This window comes from Streptomyces sp. NPDC048462 (assembly GCF_043200175.1).
Lineage (GTDB): Bacteria > Actinomycetota > Actinomycetes > Streptomycetales > Streptomycetaceae > Streptomyces.
This window is the reverse complement of the sequence record NZ_JBICXG010000033.1, coordinates 18152-33371: the sequence shown is the minus strand read 5'-3', so window position 1 is coordinate 33371 and position 15220 is coordinate 18152. Positions and strand designations below refer to the sequence as shown.

15 protein-coding genes are annotated in these 15220 nt (G+C 68.8%); 3 read left to right on the top strand and 12 right to left on the bottom strand.

Going from position 1 to position 15220, the window contains the following annotated elements:
• Entirely contained in the window at positions 1-957 is a 957-nt protein-coding gene (locus ACGFU6_RS34445) for a hypothetical protein (protein WP_393616506.1), read from the top strand.
• Between the two features lie 290 nt (positions 958-1247).
• Here ACGFU6_RS34445 and ACGFU6_RS34440 read toward each other — a convergent pair whose 3' ends face one another.
• The 7 genes from ACGFU6_RS34440 to ACGFU6_RS34410 all read right to left on the bottom strand — a co-directional run bounded on the left by ACGFU6_RS34440 (position 1248) and on the right by ACGFU6_RS34410 (position 7570).
• Positions 1248-2291, bottom strand: coding sequence for a serine hydrolase domain-containing protein (locus ACGFU6_RS34440; RefSeq protein ID WP_393616505.1), 1044 nt, complete (start codon positions 2289-2291; stop codon positions 1248-1250).
• Between the two features lie 99 nt (positions 2292-2390).
• A complete protein-coding gene (locus ACGFU6_RS34435; protein WP_393616537.1) occupies positions 2391-3482 on the bottom strand; it encodes a glycosyltransferase family 4 protein in 1092 nt (363 codons plus the stop codon).
• A gap of 29 nt (positions 3483-3511) precedes the next feature.
• Entirely contained in the window at positions 3512-4048 is a 537-nt protein-coding gene (locus tag ACGFU6_RS34430) for a deoxycytidine triphosphate deaminase (protein ID WP_393616504.1), read from the bottom strand.
• Positions 4045-4584: a dCTP deaminase gene (gene dcd / locus ACGFU6_RS34425; protein WP_250301783.1), complete on the bottom strand. Its 540-nt coding sequence runs from the start codon at positions 4582-4584 to the stop codon at positions 4045-4047. Before dcd ends, ACGFU6_RS34430 begins: the two co-directional genes overlap by 4 nt.
• Positions 4584-5816: a metallophosphoesterase gene (locus ACGFU6_RS34420; protein ID WP_393616503.1), complete on the bottom strand. Its 1233-nt coding sequence runs from the start codon at positions 5814-5816 to the stop codon at positions 4584-4586. Before ACGFU6_RS34420 ends, dcd begins: the two co-directional genes overlap by 1 nt.
• Positions 5813-7096, bottom strand: a complete 1284-nt coding sequence (locus ACGFU6_RS34415; protein WP_393616536.1) for a UDP-N-acetylglucosamine 1-carboxyvinyltransferase — start codon at positions 7094-7096, stop codon at positions 5813-5815. The genes ACGFU6_RS34420 and ACGFU6_RS34415 overlap by 4 nt, the downstream gene beginning before the upstream one ends.
• Positions 7097-7135: 39 nt before the next feature.
• On the bottom strand, positions 7136-7570 hold the full coding sequence (locus ACGFU6_RS34410) for an ATP-binding protein (protein ID WP_393616502.1): 435 nt from the start codon (positions 7568-7570) through the stop codon (positions 7136-7138).
• A gap of 175 nt (positions 7571-7745) precedes the next feature.
• On the opposite strand from ACGFU6_RS34410, the gene ACGFU6_RS34405 reads away from it, so the two are divergent.
• Both ACGFU6_RS34405 and ACGFU6_RS34400 read left to right on the top strand, forming a co-directional pair.
• Entirely contained in the window at positions 7746-9017 is a 1272-nt protein-coding gene (locus ACGFU6_RS34405; RefSeq protein WP_393616501.1) for a helix-turn-helix domain-containing protein, read from the top strand.
• Positions 9014-9571 (top strand): flavoprotein, encoded by a 558-nt coding sequence (locus tag ACGFU6_RS34400; RefSeq protein ID WP_393616500.1) that lies wholly within the window; start codon positions 9014-9016, stop codon positions 9569-9571. The genes ACGFU6_RS34405 and ACGFU6_RS34400 overlap by 4 nt, the downstream gene beginning before the upstream one ends.
• Here the strand turns inward: ACGFU6_RS34400 and ACGFU6_RS34395 are convergent, their stop codons facing one another.
• From ACGFU6_RS34395 to ACGFU6_RS34375, 5 genes are all read right to left on the bottom strand, one after another.
• Positions 9572-11272, bottom strand: coding sequence for a mobilization protein (locus tag ACGFU6_RS34395; RefSeq protein ID WP_393616499.1), 1701 nt, complete (start codon positions 11270-11272; stop codon positions 9572-9574).
• Between the two features lie 4 nt (positions 11273-11276).
• Entirely contained in the window at positions 11277-11678 is a 402-nt protein-coding gene (locus ACGFU6_RS34390; protein ID WP_393616498.1) for a plasmid mobilization protein, read from the bottom strand.
• 394 nt (positions 11679-12072) lie between these two features.
• Positions 12073-12942, bottom strand: a complete 870-nt coding sequence (locus tag ACGFU6_RS34385; RefSeq protein ID WP_393616497.1) for a DUF2637 domain-containing protein — start codon at positions 12940-12942, stop codon at positions 12073-12075.
• A gap of 469 nt (positions 12943-13411) precedes the next feature.
• The gene (locus tag ACGFU6_RS34380; protein ID WP_393616496.1) at positions 13412-14725 is read right to left on the bottom strand and encodes a DUF3631 domain-containing protein; all 1314 of its coding nucleotides are present in this window, start codon (positions 14723-14725) and stop codon (positions 13412-13414) included.
• Between the two features lie 233 nt (positions 14726-14958).
• On the bottom strand, positions 14959-15189 hold the full coding sequence (locus ACGFU6_RS34375) for a hypothetical protein (RefSeq protein WP_393616495.1): 231 nt from the start codon (positions 15187-15189) through the stop codon (positions 14959-14961).
• Positions 15190-15220 lie beyond the last annotated feature (31 nt).

The window sequence follows — 15220 nt, the reverse complement described above, 5'->3', positions numbered from 1 at the left end:
GTGAACGAGATTTTTGACGACAGCACGCTGACAGAGATCGCCCACCTGATCTGCGGGGACGAGACGTCGCTTCACTACCGGAAGGGGTACGAGATTGCTGCGTTCTTTCAGCGGGCGGGCTGGGACGACGTTCCGGACTACGACGGCACACCTAGACACAAGTGGGCCCGGGAACTCCTCAAGGAGCGGCAGGAGGACGGCACGGACGACGCCAAGCGCGCAATCCTGCGCCTCGCGAACCGCCTTGAGTACTACAACCAACAGCACGAGTACCGCGCCACGCTAAAGCGGCTTAACGAGGTACTCGTGCTCGACGGGCGCCGGATCGGCGCGGACGGAGGTCAGCCGGCCCTCGTCCGCTGCGAAGCCGGTTTCGAAGACGAGGTACTGCAGCTGCCGCGTGTCGAGCTGAAGGTCTCTGTGAAGGATGTGGTGAGCGACCCGGATCTCGCTACAGCCGTGCAACTTAGGCTGGACGAGGCGCGCACCTGCTACGAGCACGGCGCCTACACGTCGGCGATCATCATGCTGGGCAGCCTTCTGGAGGGGGTGCTCGCCCATGCAGCACAGGTTCGCACCGCGGACGAACGCATGCCGAAGCCGTTGCGGAACATGGGGCTGAATGACTTCGTGGACTTCGCATTCAAGAACAAATGGATCGAGCACGATGCCAAGCTGGCCTCTGAGCTTGTCCGGCACTACAGGAATCTTGTCCATCCCCTGGCGGAGAAAAAGACCGGACACAGTCCGAACCGCGACACGCTGGACATGTGCTGGCCGGTGGTGAACGCCACGCTGAACGATCTTGCGGCGACAGCAACAGCCAGCCTTATCCCGACCTCTGTACCTGTACACGCAGAGCGAGGTCGTAGCCGAACCCCCAATGCCTCCACCCAGCGCCCAACGCCAGCCTCCGTTGCTCGTCGTCCGGGCGGCGCTCCAGTGGTGGGCACCTGAGCTGAGGGGCCAAGATGAACGCTTGCGGAGAAGTGCGCATCGCGCCATTTAGCGGCCGGTGCGGACTATCACCGTGAGGGCCGGCGAGGCCAAGACGAGTGCTGAAGTGCTCCTCGCAGGCGTTGCGAGGAGCACGGGTAAGCGTCCGTAGGCGATGGCGCCTCAGCGGTTGGAGGAGGCACGATATGCCGAGAATGGAGCCTGTGGTCGTGACGGTGCGCTGGCCGCGGTGGTCGATGATTCGGCCTACCCGGATGCAGGCGAATGGGGGGACCCGCGCGCCCGCCATCTCACTCGAAGGCAAGCCCACGAAAGGCGTTGCGGATGTCCGTCAAAGGCTGTCGGTCGCGGGTGTAGTAGAGCTTGTTGGTCAGAAGGACTGCCCAACGTTGCTGACGAGGTGAGATCCACATACCGGTGCCCGTGAACCCGTAGTGGACCCAGACTGCTTGGGCGGGAGCAGTACCGGGCGCGGGGTGCCAGAGCAGACCGCGTACCGGCTGCAGCTCGCCGGTCTGGATGGTCAGGGATTCCCCGGTCCAGGCGGGGCCGAACCCTGCCCGGCTGGGCGTGTTGCTGGGGTTGAGCATGTAGCGCAGGAAGGCGCCGATGTCGTCCATGACGGTGAAGGCGCCGGCGATCCCGCACACTCCGTCCAGGAGCCGTGCGGAGAAGTCGTGGGCGGTGCCCTTGAGGTGGGTGTCGGTCTCCGGGTCGAGTTCGGTCGGGGCGCATCGGGAGGCGGTCTCGGGGGGCAGCGGCCCGAAGCGGGTCGTATGCATGCCCAGTGGCTGCCACGTCCGCTGTGTCGCGAGCTCGTCGAGGCGCTGGCCGGCGAGATGCTCGGCGAGGTATCCGAGGATGAGGGCGGCTCGATCGGTGTACTCGACGGCCTCGCCGGGGGGACGGTGCAGGGCTTCGTGGAGGACTCCGTCGCGGACGTCTTGTGGGTCCGTGCCGTAGAGGTTCCTGAGCTGGGCTCGCAGCGGAACGCCGGCCGTATGGGTTAGCAGCTGGCGGGCGGTGACGCCCCCGAGGGGGTGGCCGTCGACTTCGGACCAGAAGGTGGCGAGTGGGATGTCGAGATCGAGTTTGCCTTCCTCCCAGAGGGCGCCGATCGAGGCCCACACCGCGAGGATTTTCGTCAGGCTGGCGGCGTCGAAAATGGTGTCGGGCCGCATCGGCGTACCGGGGGCGTCGGGGTCGAGCACGCCGGTGGAGCCGGAGGCGTGGATGCCGGCAGCGTCACCGACGGCCCATACGGCGCCTGGGTAGACCTTGTCGCGGACGCCTTCGCTCAGGAGCTGTTCGATGCTGTCGGTGCGGTACGTCATGGTCTCCCTGTTCGCCGTGTGCATCCCGCCGGGTCAGCGTAGTGACGTGGGCGGGTCCGGTGGGCGATCGGCGTGGCGGCACTGTCTGGTGTGTGACGTTCATGTGAGCCGGCGGCCCAGGTCGGTCAGGGCTTTAGCGGTCGTCGAGAGCGGGTAGCGGGCGGCGTTCGCGTAGCCCGCCTGTCGGAGAGCGGGCAGTAGTCCCGGTGCGGTCCGCAGCCGGTTCAGGTCGCGGGCGAGTGCGGTGGACTGCGTGAAGTCGGTGGCCACTCCGGACCTTGCGAGGACCTCGGTGAGGCCGGGCACTGGCTGGTACAGGACAGGCAGGCCGCAGGCTTGGGCCTCCAGGGCGACGAGGCCCATGGCCTCCAGGGTGGTGGACGGCAGGACCAGCACGTCGTGTTCGGTGAAGGCTTTCCACAGCTGTGGACGGCGGAGCCAGCCGAGATAGCGGGCCCGCACACCTGCCCGTCGAAGCAGCGGGGTCAAGGCGCGGAACTGGGCTCTGGGCGCGGCGACGCTCAGCTCGACGCCCGGCATGGGCGCCAGGCCGGTGATGAGGCGCTCGACGCCCTTCTCGGATGTCAGCCGTCCTGCGTACAGGACTCGCAGATGGCTGGTTGACGTGCGGGCGGGCCGGGCCGGTGGATCAGTGAGCAGATGGTCGGGGATGCCCCACGGGATGTGGACGACCTTGCGGCGGTCTGTTTGCGGGGCGAGTTTGAGCAGGTGATCGGCCATGGCGCCGGTGGAGACCACGATTGCGTCGGCGGCCCTCGCTGTCTCGCGCAGCACTTGGAGCTGGTCGCGGTGGGCTTCGGCAAACAGCAGGTCGGTGCCGTGAACCATCGCGATCCTCGGGTGTGCCGGAAGTGCCCGGAGCAATGCGGGGGTGGCGCCGAACGCGAGATGGTGCAAGTGCAGAACGCCGATCTGCGCCGGATCGATGGCTGTCATAAGGGCCCGGCGCAGGGCTGCGACGTAGCGACTGAAGCCGGCACCTTCCAGACACTTCCCGGATACGGACAGCAGGTCGAGGCCCGATGGGAGGCGGGGCCTGGGGCCGCCCGGGGGTGCCAGCATGAAGGCCCGTGCGGGAATGAGGGGCTCGTCGCCGGTATAGAGATCGAGGAAGAGTTCGACGCTGCCGCCAGGGCTACCCGCAGGAAGGTCGAGGCAGGTAGCAGCCAGCGGGCCCGCGGTCGAGCGAACGACGGACTTCACAAAGCTCCTTGGGGGATCTCTTCGTACAGGCGGGAGATGTCGATGCCGTTCGTCGCCGCGTATTTGGCTCGTTGTTGCTGGTAACTGGACGGGCTGCCGACGGTGGTGAGGAAGACGAGCTTCCCGAAGGTCATCCCCGGGTAGACGCGGGCGGGCTTGGCGACACGGATCTCCAAGGTCCAGCGAATCGCGTGGCCCTGGTGGCCGAGCGGAGCGGAGACGTGGACCCAGATGCCGAGGGCGCCGATGGTGCGGTCCCCGTTAAGGAGCTGTGCGTACGTTTCCGAGCCGGTCTTCTCCAGAGTGATGCCGAGGTAGAGCACTCCGGGTTTCAGGACCAAACCGGTCGTGGGGATGGGGTGTTCGGTGAAGGTGGTGCGGGAGGCGGCGTCGAGGTCGCCGTCACAGATGCGGATCGTGTCGCCCAGCCGCCAGTCGTAGGAGTTGGGTGAGATCCGCTCGGGCTCATAGGGGGAGATGGTGATCTCTCCCGTGCTGACGGCAGCGGCGATGGCTGAGCCTGTGAGGATCACGAGGCGACCGCCTGGATGGGCGCGGTGTCCTGCCAGTAGCGGGAGGACTGGGGGCCGGCGGCACCCTGGTACTTGCCGCGGTACAGGTCGACGTCGCCGGTTGAGACGAAGAACATGATCTGCCCGATCTTCATGCCCGCGTACACCCGTAGCGGGCGGATGGGCGAGAGCATCAAGGTCCACTGTCCGTGGAAGCCGATGTCGCCGATCGGTGCGGTGATCTCGACGAACAGGCCGAGGCGTCCGACCGAGGAGCGGCCGAAGAGCAGGGGGACGAAGATGTCCGAGCCGACCTCCTCCACGGTGTGGCCGAGGTACAGCTCGCCGGGCTGCAGGACGTATCCGTCGTCGCCGATCAGGATCGAGCGCGTGGGATTGGTCTGGTGGGCGTCGATCACCTTGGCGGCATACGTCAGCAAGGTCGGACCGAGGCGGACGTTGTAGCTGTTGGGGTTCGTCTGGTCCGGGGTGAAGGGGGTGATCCGTAAGCGCCCGTTGGCCACGGCGGCCTTGATCTCAGGTCCGGTGAGGATCATTACTGGCCTCCTTCTTGGGAGTCGGCGGAGCCGGGGAGCGGGGTGGTCAGGACATGGCTTACGGCTTGGCGAAGGCGTAAGCCGGCTTGATGAGTTCGCCCGCCGAGGTAGCTGTCGGCGAGGTAGTCGGTGGTCAGCACGGTGCGGATCGCCGGGGGAAGAGGTGCAGGGGCGACGATCAGGGGGCCGACGAGTTCGGTGAGGTGGTCGAGCAGCTTGCCGTGGTCATGGACGTGCTGCTCGGGGAGGAAGGCATGCACGAGCTGGTTGCCGAAGGGCTCGATGGCCAGCAGGTCGCCGAGGGTCAGCGTGGCGCCGAGTGGCGTGGGACGCAGGGCGGTCTCGTTGAGGATGACCGCGTCAGCGCCGAGGCCGGAGTGCAGTCGGCCGGCGATCTCTTCGAGCAGTCTGCGGCGATCCAAGGGCGCATCGCGGAGGCGCTCGTTCACAGCGCCGATGGGGCTTCTCAGCCGCAGTCCGATGGCTGAGATCTTTTCCATCAGCGAGGTGAGTTCGTGTGGAACGGAATGGGCATCGGGGAAGGATCCGATGCGGGCGCCCCAGCCGCTGCCGACAGGCTCGGCTGCGGCGTATCCGACACCGAGTTCGCGGCCCTTGACCACGCGGGTGTCGCCGACGTGCACGGGGCCGAAGCTGTCGCTGTGGCAGTGCCCGGCGAAGATGACATCGGCGCGCGGGCAGGCTGCGGCCAGCTTCAGGTCCTCCTCGAAGCCGGAGTGGGACAGCACCATCCACGCGTCGGCGCGGTGGTGGTTCTCCTGCATCACTTGGTGCAGAGCCTGTGCCGGGTTGCTGATGCGGTGGCCGGCGCGCTGGTCGGCAGGGATGGCGTTGAACGCCTGCGGGCCCAGCACCGCGGTGACAGCGACTCGTCGTCCTCCGATGTCCTGGATGCGTACGCGGTCGAAGAGCGGCGTGCCGCAGTCGTCGGTCGTGTTCGCGCACACCGTCATCCGGTGAAGCTGTGGCTCGAAGTAGTGCGGCCACCCGTGGTTTCCGGGCGCGAGCAGGTCGTACAGGGTGGTGAGGACTTCGCGCTCGATGCGTCCCTCGCCGAGGTGGTAGTAGCCGCTCCCCTCGAAGAAGTCTCCGCAGTCCACGATCAGGCTGTCGGGCCTCGCAGCGTGGAGGTGGGCGAGCATCGGAGCGGCCGCGTCGAAGGCGGAGTGGACGTCGGTCGTCGCGATGATCTGTCGCAGTTGCCGGTTCACGGGATCACCTCGCAGATGTCGGCTCCGAGGGCGTGCAGCTTGACGGGCAGGTCGGCGTGGCCGCGCCGGAGCTGTTCGAGGCCGCCGAGGGTGGTCACGCCGCGAGCGGTGAGGCCGGCGATGAGCAGGGCGGAGCCCGTGCGGATGTCGGTGGCCTCCACCCCGGCACCGGTCAGCTGCTGCGGCCCGGCGAAGCGGCACTGCGTGGGCGAGAGCTCGTCGATCGTGGCTCCGAGCCGGCCGATCTGGGGCAGCAGGTTGCGGTGGCGGCCGGGGTTGATGTCGTCGGCGAACAGGTGCGTGCCGGGCAAGGTGAGGGCCAGAGCCAGCAGCGCCGGCTCGAAGTCCGCGTCCAGACCGCCGGGGGACAGAGAGGCAACGGCTCGCAGCGGTCGGCCGGTGGGCTGAGCATCCTGGGCCTGCACGATGAGGGTGCCGTCCTCGGCGTCGGCGGGAATGCCGAGCCAGCGCAGCGCGGTGATCAGGGGGGTGATGTCATCGCGGCGTACGCCGAGGATGTGCGCGTTGCCGCCTGTTACCGCGACTGCGCAGGCCAGGGTGCCGGCTTCGATCTTGTCGCCGGGCACCCGCCACGCGATCTCCTCGCCGGAGACGGATCGAGGTGGCTGAAGGGTGAGGACGGCCTCGCTGACCCGGCACTCCCACCCGGAGAGCCTTAACGCCTCTACGACACTGAGTACTTCGGGTGACAGGTTCGGTTGGCCCAGTCGCAGCGGCCGTCGGGCGACGACCGTACGCAGGACAGCGGCGATGCTCGCTCCGCGGGACCGGAAGGGGAGCATGATCGACACCGTCCCGCGTCCGCCAGTGGCTGCTTCCACGAGGTAGCCGCGGTCATCGACGGTCGAGCGGTCACCGAACCGCTCGTACACCTTGAAGTGCTGCTCCATCCCGCGTTCTCCGATGGCGCAGCCGCCCGGCCACGGCAGCCGGGCCCGTCCGTAGGCGCCGAGAAGTGCCGGGACCAGGTAGTACGAGGCCCTGATACGTGCGGCGGTCTCGGGGTCGGGATCGGGCCGCTGCTTGTCGCTCGGCAGGATCACCGTGGTGTGTGGATCGCTGACCGGGCGGGCCGCGTGCCAGCCGGACTGCTGGAGGAGGGTGAGCATCGTTCCGACATCCGTGTTGGCCGGGACGTTGCTCAGGTTCACCGGGCGGTGCATGGCTGCGGCGGCGGCCAGCAGGGGCAGGGCCGCGTTCTTCGACCCGTCTACGGTCACGGCCCCGGCGAGCGGAACGCTCGGGCGCACGGCGACCACTTCTGCGGCGACTGGGGGAATGCGTACGGCTTGCAACAGTCAGCTCCTCATCTGGGGCACGTGTGTGGCGATGGTTGGAAGCGGAGCGCTGAGATCGAGCTCGGCCCAGCAGCGCTTACCGGAAGGCAGCGGGTCGAATCCGTGGCGGTCGGCGAGTGCGGCTACGAGGAACATGCCGCGTCCGTTTTCCTCTTCCGCATCCGGCAGGCCGACTTCCGGGATGTCGAAGCTGGTGTCGATCACGGCGATCCGCAGCGCCTCGTCGCTGAGGTCGGCGCCGGCTGTGATCGGTCCTTTGTGTGCGTGCCGTACCGCGTTGGTGATCAGCTCCGAGGCCACCAACACAGCCGCATCCAGGAGTGCAGGTCCGAGAGCGGCACCCCAATCTCGTATCTCCTCGGCGATCCGCCGGCGCGCCGACGCGGCGCCGGCAGGTGTGCCAGGGACGGGAATCCGGATGTGGTGCGCTTCCATGAGCGGCCTCCTGATCGGTTCGGCCACTCCACGTAACCGCCGGACGGGCCTCTCGGACCAGGGCGTGTGCGGGTGCTGCATCGTCTATGCAGGAGCTGCATCACGGTGCACTGCCGGTCCCTTACGCTCGGTTGGGAAGGCAGGATCGGCGACGGCAGGAGGAGCCGTGGCACAGATGGCCGAAGAGCACAGCGAAGCGAGACGGATCGGTGAAGTGATCCGTCAGGCCCGCGTATTGCAGCGGCGTTCGCAGAAGGACGTCGCCTCCGCCCTGGGCTATCACCAGTCCAAGGTGAGCCGCCTGGAAGGCGGCAGGGGCACGGACGACATCCGCATGCTGCGCGAGGTCTCGCGCGTGCTGGCGATCCCGCCACACCGCCTCGGCATCGCCGCCACCTCGGACATCAACCACTCCGAACCCGAGACAGAGGACATGCACCGCCGTACCGTTCTCGCCGCCGGCATCGCCGCGCTCGCGGCACCGACCCTCCCCAGCACCGCCCATCAGGACCTGGTCCAGTCCCTGCTGCCTGGAACAGCCCGTGTGACTGCCGAACCGGTGCCGGATCTCCAGAGCATGCGAGACCAAGTCACAGGTGTACGACGCCTCTTCTACACCTGCGATTACACAAAGCTGGAAGGAACGCTGCCCGTCCTGATCGGGCAGTTACGGCAGGCCATCAGCGACAGTCCCGGATCGAGCGACCTGTCCGGGCTCCTCGCCACGGTGTACCAGACCTCGGCCAGCCTGCTGCTCAAGCAGAGCGACCAGGGCAATGCCTGGCTCGCGGTCGGACACGCCATGTCCGAGGCCGAACGCTCCGGCGATCCCGTCGTCCTCGCCTCCAGCGTCCGCGTTCACACCCACGCCCTGGCCCGTGACAGCCACACCGCTCAAGCCGTCACCCTCGTCCGGCACACCGCCGACCAGCTCACGGGCTCGTACGACCAGCGCTCCCCGAAGTACCTCGCGGCACTCGGACTGCTGCTTCTGCGCGGGGTCACCGCCGCCAGCAGCGGCGGCGACCGCTCCGCCACCCGGGACTTCCTCACCGAGGCGAAGGAAGTCGCCCGCTACGTGGCACTCGACAGCCCCGACGCCTGGGCCAACTTCAGCCCGACGAACGTCGCCCTGCACGGACTCAGCGCGGCGGTGGCCTTCGGCGACGCGGGCGTCGCCCTGGACACCGCCCGGCCTCTCATGCGCCGCCACATCCCCGTCCCCGAGCGTCGTGCCGCCCTGTGGATCGAGGCCGGCCGCGCCTACAGCCAGCAGGGCCGCCTGGCGGACGGGTACCAGGCCCTTCGCATCGCCGAGAGCTGCGCGGCCCAGGACATCCGTCGCCCGGCCGTCCGTGAGCTGGTGGCCGACATGGCCGCCCGCGACCGCCGTCGTACGCTGCCGGAACTGCACCGTTTCAGCCGTCAACTGGGAGTCCCCGCGTGAGTGATCAGCCGGACCGGCAGACCAAGAAGCCCTTCCTCTATGTCGTCGTATGCGCCTCCGGCATCGCCGGCGACGTCGGCATCCTGATCACCGCGGCCCAGAAGGCCAACTGGGATGTGGGCGTCGTCGCCACCCCGCAGGCCCTCGGCTTCATAGACACCGAGGCGGTCGAGGCACAGACCGGCTACCCGATCCGCTCGGCCTGGCGCTCGCCCAGCGACCCACGGCCGCTGCCGCCCGCCGACGCCATCGCGGTGGCCCCGGCCACCTTCAACACCATCAACAAATGGGCTGCCGGGATCTCGGACACCCTGGCGCTGGGCATCCTGTGCGAGGCGTACGGCTTCGGCATCCCCACTGCCGTCATGCCGTACCTGAACTCGGCGCAGGCCGCCCATCCCGCATACAGCCAGAGCCTGGATCGGCTGCGCGAGATGGGCGTCCTGATCGGTTCGTACGAGCCCCACAAGCCGAAGGCCGGCGGTGGCGCGGACCAGTACCGCTGGGAAGAGGCGCTGGAGCTGCTTACTCCCACGCTGTCCGCACCGGCCTGATCAGCGTCGCCGTGCCGACGGCGCCTGCGGCGGCGGTGGCGATGCTGCCGAGTGGATCGGGGCAGCAGCGCGGTGCGTGGTGCTGCGCGCCCTGGCCGCCTGTGCGCGGGGACCGGGGGCATGACGGTCACCGAGACGGCGGATGCGCCAGGTCAGCGCGCGGGCGGGGCTGTGGGCGTCGTCCAGGGTGCGCTGGCCGAGGGCCTGAACGAGCACGGTCGTCGCGTTGTGTCCGGCAGCCTCTGCTTCGGAGAGCACGGCGGTGAGCGCGTCCCAGGCGGGGTCGTCGAGGATGCGCTCGGCGTGCTCCGGCACGGCCTGTCGGAGGTGGTGGGCGTAGCGGTGCTTCATCTGGGGGCTGGGGGCGCGTTGCGCGAGGCCGGCCAATACCGGCTCGGCGACCTGGGCGTACGCGACCTGAAGGTGTACGAGAGCCTGTTCTGCTGCCGCTTCCTGCTGAGCGTGCTGGTGGGTGCGGTGCCAGTGCATGGCGAGCACTACTGCCGTGAGCACGGTGTCCAGCAGCATGGCGATACCGGACCCGTCGCCGTCCGAGGGCCGGTCTCGCCAGATCGTTTGGACTCCGCGCCGCAGAGCGTGGGTGCTGGCGAGGTCGGCCGCGATGCGGGAGCGGGTGGCGCGCTCGAAGGCGACAGCGGCTCGTTCCAGTTCGGCCTTCGCCGCGGTCGGTGCGTTGATCGGCAGTAGATCCAGCGTCGCGCCGAGTAGGACCAGTTGGCCTTGGGCGGTCTGGTCGTCGCCGCGGGTGAGGTGGTGGGAGATGCGTTCCGCGGCGGCGGTGGCTTGGTGCCATGGGTTGCCCGGCCGGACGGTGACCGGTTCGGAACTGGTGGTGGCGAGGCTCTTGCGGATCTTAGGCAGAGACAGGTCGGGGGCGAGCGTGGAGCCCGCGTAGAAGACTGATTCGCCCTTGTCGTTGGTGTCGTAGGGCAGGGCGAAGTTGCAGCCGAGCGCATCACCGGAGGGGCCGCGTTTGAAGCGCACAGCCACTCCTGTGCTCTCCAACAGTGCGAAGAGCTCGGCCTCGTCCGACGCGGCGGCAACCGCGCGGCGTACCCGCAAACGCAGGACGTCACGGGCGGCGGCGCCCTGGCCCAGGCGCTTGGCCTTGAAGTACTCCTTGCTGGTGAGCCGCTTGCCGCCCGTACCATCGCCCGGCTTCAACCGCCGGAGCCCGTAGTCGGCCTCGATTGAGCGGGCCTCACGCTGGACTGCGCGCTGGTCGTAGCCGCGCTCGGGACGGCGGCCGTCGTGGCGTACGAGGGTGGCGGCGATGTGGATGTGGTCGTCGGCGTGGCGGACGGCCACCCAGCGGCAGGCTTCCTCATCCCCTTCGGGGGCAATGCCGGCGGCGGCCACCATCCGGCGGGCGATGTCCGCCCACTGCCCGTCGCTGAGGATCGGGTCTTCGGGCGCGGCGCGGACGGGGCAGTGCCACACGGTGTCCCTGGGTGCTTTGTCGCCCAGCATCTTCACGGGCTGATCCAGTTGCGCGACGAGCTGGGCCTGCACGTCCTTCGGGTTGCGGTGGGGGCTGCGGCCGGGGTCTGGGGCGAAGCCGTTCCAGGAAGCCACCAGGTGTGGGTCGGTGTGCTCGTTGGACCGCCCCATGCCGAAGAGGTAGGCGATGGTCCGTTGCGTGGCTTTCGGGCCCGCGCCGAGAATGATCTTGGGTATCACCGGCTCACCGGGCCTCAGTGACCTGGGCGATGGCAGTGTCCAGTTCGTCGATGGACGCCTCGACGCGGGCCAGGAGCCTATGGACGGTGGCGGGGTGGGGCCAGGCGCCGTCCTTGTTGAGGTGATGGGCGAGCTGATTGAGGTTGCTGCCGATCTTGCCAAGCTGCCCGTTGGCGGCCATGAGCGTCTTCACCATGGCGCGATAGTCGGCGACAGCTGCGGTGGGATCGCTGGCACGGGCAGCGGCAAGGGAGCACTCGGCCACGTAGCCACCGGTCGCCATGCCGCTCAGAGCGGCGGCGTTCCTGACGAGGACGAACTCGTGATCGTTGTAGCGGGGGTGGACGCGGCGCTCGCGCAACTGCTTGTCACGCAGGCGGCGACGCGGCGCTGGCTGCTGCGGCACGCTCGACGATGGCTTGGTGTCTCCTGACCCGGCCGGCTCCCCCAGGCCGGCCGACTCCGGTGCCGCCTCGGCGCCGGATGCCTCCGCCTCCCCTGGGGCGGAGGTCGGGTAAGGACTCCTTACCCGACAACTTGCTCCGTCTGAAGCAGCCCGTCCGAATGCCTGCCGTACACGTTCCGTCAGCGCAGGCGGCTTCGTCAGCGGTATCTGTTCCTTGGGGTGGTGTGGATCGTGCGTCATGAGCGGTTCTCCAGACGAGGGGGTGGGGCGGGCTCTCGGGAGGGCCCGTGTGCTGCGAGCGGTCACACGGACCCGTCCTTGGGTGTGGTGAGCCAGTAGTGACCGGCCTGGCCGGGTGACCGGAACGGGTTCCGGTCACCCGGCGGGTTCCTGGTCAGCCGCTGGCTGGACCGCTTTCGGCGGAGGCTGTGAGTTCGTTCCGGAGGACGTTCGTCACCTCGGTCAGCCGCTCACTGGAAATCGGAAGGCCCTTGTCCTCAACTGCCTTCCGGACAGTCGCCCGGGTGAGTTTTCCCTGCTCAGCACAGGCAGCCCTGCCGATCTCCACGAGATCCCCGAGCGGGGCGCCGGGCGGGCGGCCACCACGGGACTTGGTCTCCGCAACGTCCGCAGGAGGTTGCGGAGACCAAGCGGGCACGGCGGCCGGTGGCTCGGTGAGCGTGCCGGGTTCTGCTGGCTCCGCTGGTATTCCGGCGGCCCGGAGGGGTGTCGTGACCGATGCCCTCAGCACTTGCCCGGAACCTGCGGTCGGGTGCTGGTCCACGAGCTGGTGGATCTGCCGCATCAATACGGCGAAGGCCACCATCGCGGCTGCCGGTGGAACCGCGGCCACCACGTAGTCGAGGAACGGAACGTCACCGGTTTCGCGTGTGCCGCTGACCCCGGCAACGTTCAGGGCGATGGAGCCGACAGATCCGATAGCGGTCACGGCGATGGCCCATCGGTCGGTGACCCGGCGCAGCCCTGCGCGGAGCATGAGCAGCTCACCCGCGACGATGAAAGCGCCCAGGGTGGCGGGCCACGCCCAGCGGCGGACCGGTGAATCTCCCAGCCCGTGCTGCCCGGCGACGTCGGCCAGGTGCGCGTAGGAAAGACAGAACGCTCCGGCTGTCAGGGCGACGATGACGATGCCGGCCGCGATGAGCGCGTAGCGCTCAGCAGCGCCACCGGGCGCTGCGGGCTGTCCTTCGGTCGTTCGGTTGACCGGCTGGTGGTGCGGGGGTGAGAGGGGAGGGGTGGGCAAGCGGGTGCTCCTGGGATGGTGGTGTGGGGCGTCTTTGGCGTCTTGGCCGTTGCAAGTGCAGGTCAGGGCGGTACGGCAGCGGCTTCGGCTGTCCGTCTCGGTGGTGCCACCAGCCGTCTTCAGCTCTGTCGCAGTAGGCGCTAGGCGGTTCGCCGCGCCAGTGCCCCACCGGGGTGCTCCTGTCCCGAGTCGGGACACGGCGTCTGTCCCTGCTCGGGACAGGGGCGTCTGTCCCGAGTCGGGACATCGGCATTGCGTCTTCCGTCTCACTGGCCAGGGCTGTGACCTGCACCGATACGGCAAGGACGCGGGAGACGGTGCAAGACGGATCCGGACAGCGTCTTGGACGGCCACGCCGGTGGCCGTGATCGCGTTGCCGTCTTGGCCCCGGTCGCCGTCTCGCTCGCAGGCCGTATGACCTGCGAGATCACGGCAGGGACGGCAGGGACGGCAACCAGGGCGACGGGCCTCAGCCCCTGTCGGGGGCGGGGCGGGTGCCGACGGGGTGGACGGTGGGGCAGTACCGCCGCCAGCTGTCGAGGAACTTGTTGCGCGTGTAGCCCTTGCGCTGCGTTCCGTCGGCCATCCGGACGTTGCCCGGCCCCACGCCGAAGCCTCGCAGCAGCCTGCCCAACTCACGGGCGTTCAGCCCGCCGCGCCCCCACTCCGCCCAGGGGCTCTCGGGGTCCTGGCGCAGGTGGTGCAGGAGTTCCTCGGTGGACAGGCTGTCCACCTCCCGCTGGGCAGCGAAGATCCGACGGATGTCGGCGAGGATCCGTGCGCCGCCGGGGTTGTCCTCCTCGGCTGTCACTTCGGCGGCGACCATGCGTGCGCACGCCATTCGAGCCCGGCGCGGCCAAGACCCACCGGCCAGCTCGGCGACGATCACCAAGGGTTCCCAGGTGTCGGCGGCGCGGTCCTCGACCGGCATGTCCGGCTCAAGGATGGCCGCCTCCTCCAGAAGCGGCCCGGCCCACGCGTTGACCCGGTCGCGCAGTTCGTGCAGGGCAGGGATGTCACGGCGGGAGCGGAAGGGCTTCACCTTCTCCCCTTCGGCCCGTCGACGCATCCGGATCACGACCGACCGGTCCATGATCGTGTCGGGTAGGTTGCCGATCCCCGCGATGGCCGCCATGGCGAAGGTGGCGAACTTGTGCGGGGTGTGGTCGTTGCCGACGACCCGAGTCACGTAACGCCCCCGCTGGTGACCGGCGTTGAGTAGGCCACGCGTCTCCTCGTTCCGCTCCGCCTGCTTTGGCGTACCGAAAATGGTGTCTGCCTCGTCCACCAGAAGGGTCGGCGGCTCCTCCTCTGTGATCGAGCGGAAGATCGCCGCCGGCGTGGTGTTGATCGTCAGCATCGGCTCGTGGACCGTCTCGGTCAGCACGTCCAGGAGCCGCGACTTGCCGCACCGCTTCGCCGGCCCCACCACCGCCAGACGCGGCGCGTGCTGCCACGCGGGCTGCAGATGCGTGGCCACCACCCACAAGGTGATCGCATCGAGCGCCTCCGCTGACGGCGGGATCACGAACTGGGCTATTCGTGAGTGGAGTTCATCCAGCAGCACGGAGCCCTGCGTCGGCTCCACATCGGGGAGGTCCTCCAGCCCGCTCGGCGCCTGAGCCTCAGCGCCGCTGTCGGCGGCCGAACCGCCGGTCAGGCCCGGATCGGTGTCCACGGGCTGGGCGGCGCCCAGGTGGGCACCCGGCCGGCCTGGGATGGCGGTCGTGGGCCAGTTCGCCTTGGCGGGTTCGGAATAGTCCTTGGGGTTGTCGGGTTCCACTGGGCAGTTCCTCGTCTGGCGGTGGCGGGCTCGCCCGCCCTTTCCGCCGGGTCGGTTCTCATCGGATCGCTGGGGAGCTATGGGGCCTCCGGCGTTGGACCGCCGGGGGCTCTCCCCCTTCCCGCAGGTACTGGGGTGCCGCGAGGGACCACGGACAGTACGGTCACGCCCGGCCACAGTCCAGCGTTTCTGTGTCAGCTCAGCGCAGAACCGTTTGCTACGCTTCCGCCCTCTCACGCGGCCAGACCCAACAGGATCAGCAGATCCGCGGTCACAACCCGGTAGGCGTTGCCCAGCCGCAGGACCTTGCACGGGTACGCGCCGCGCTTCGCCAGCTCATACCCCTTGCTCCGCCCGAGCCCCAGGGCGCGGTTGCTGGTTTCGAGGTCAACGGCCACCGGCAGGGCCAGCAGGTCCTCACGACTCATCCCCTTCGGCGATCCCTCCGTGGTGTTTTCGCGCATGCGCATCCCCTTTCGGTACAGCCGTCGGCGA

Bases quoted from the DNA above. Each gene is read 5' to 3' on its own strand.
- ACGFU6_RS34440 (WP_393616505.1), bottom strand. From the start codon at position 2,291: ATGACGTACCGCACCGACAGCATCGAACAGCTCCTGAGCGAAGGCGTC.
- dcd (WP_250301783.1), bottom strand. From the start codon at position 4,584: ATGATCCTCACCGGACCTGAGATCAAGGCCGCCGTGGCCAACGGGCGC.
- ACGFU6_RS34410 (WP_393616502.1), bottom strand. From the start codon at position 7,570: ATGGAAGCGCACCACATCCGGATTCCCGTCCCTGGCACACCTGCCGGC.
- ACGFU6_RS34405 (WP_393616501.1), top strand. From the start codon at position 7,746: ATGGCCGAAGAGCACAGCGAAGCGAGACGGATCGGTGAAGTGATCCGT.
- ACGFU6_RS34375 (WP_393616495.1), bottom strand. From the start codon at position 15,189: ATGCGCGAAAACACCACGGAGGGATCGCCGAAGGGGATGAGTCGTGAG.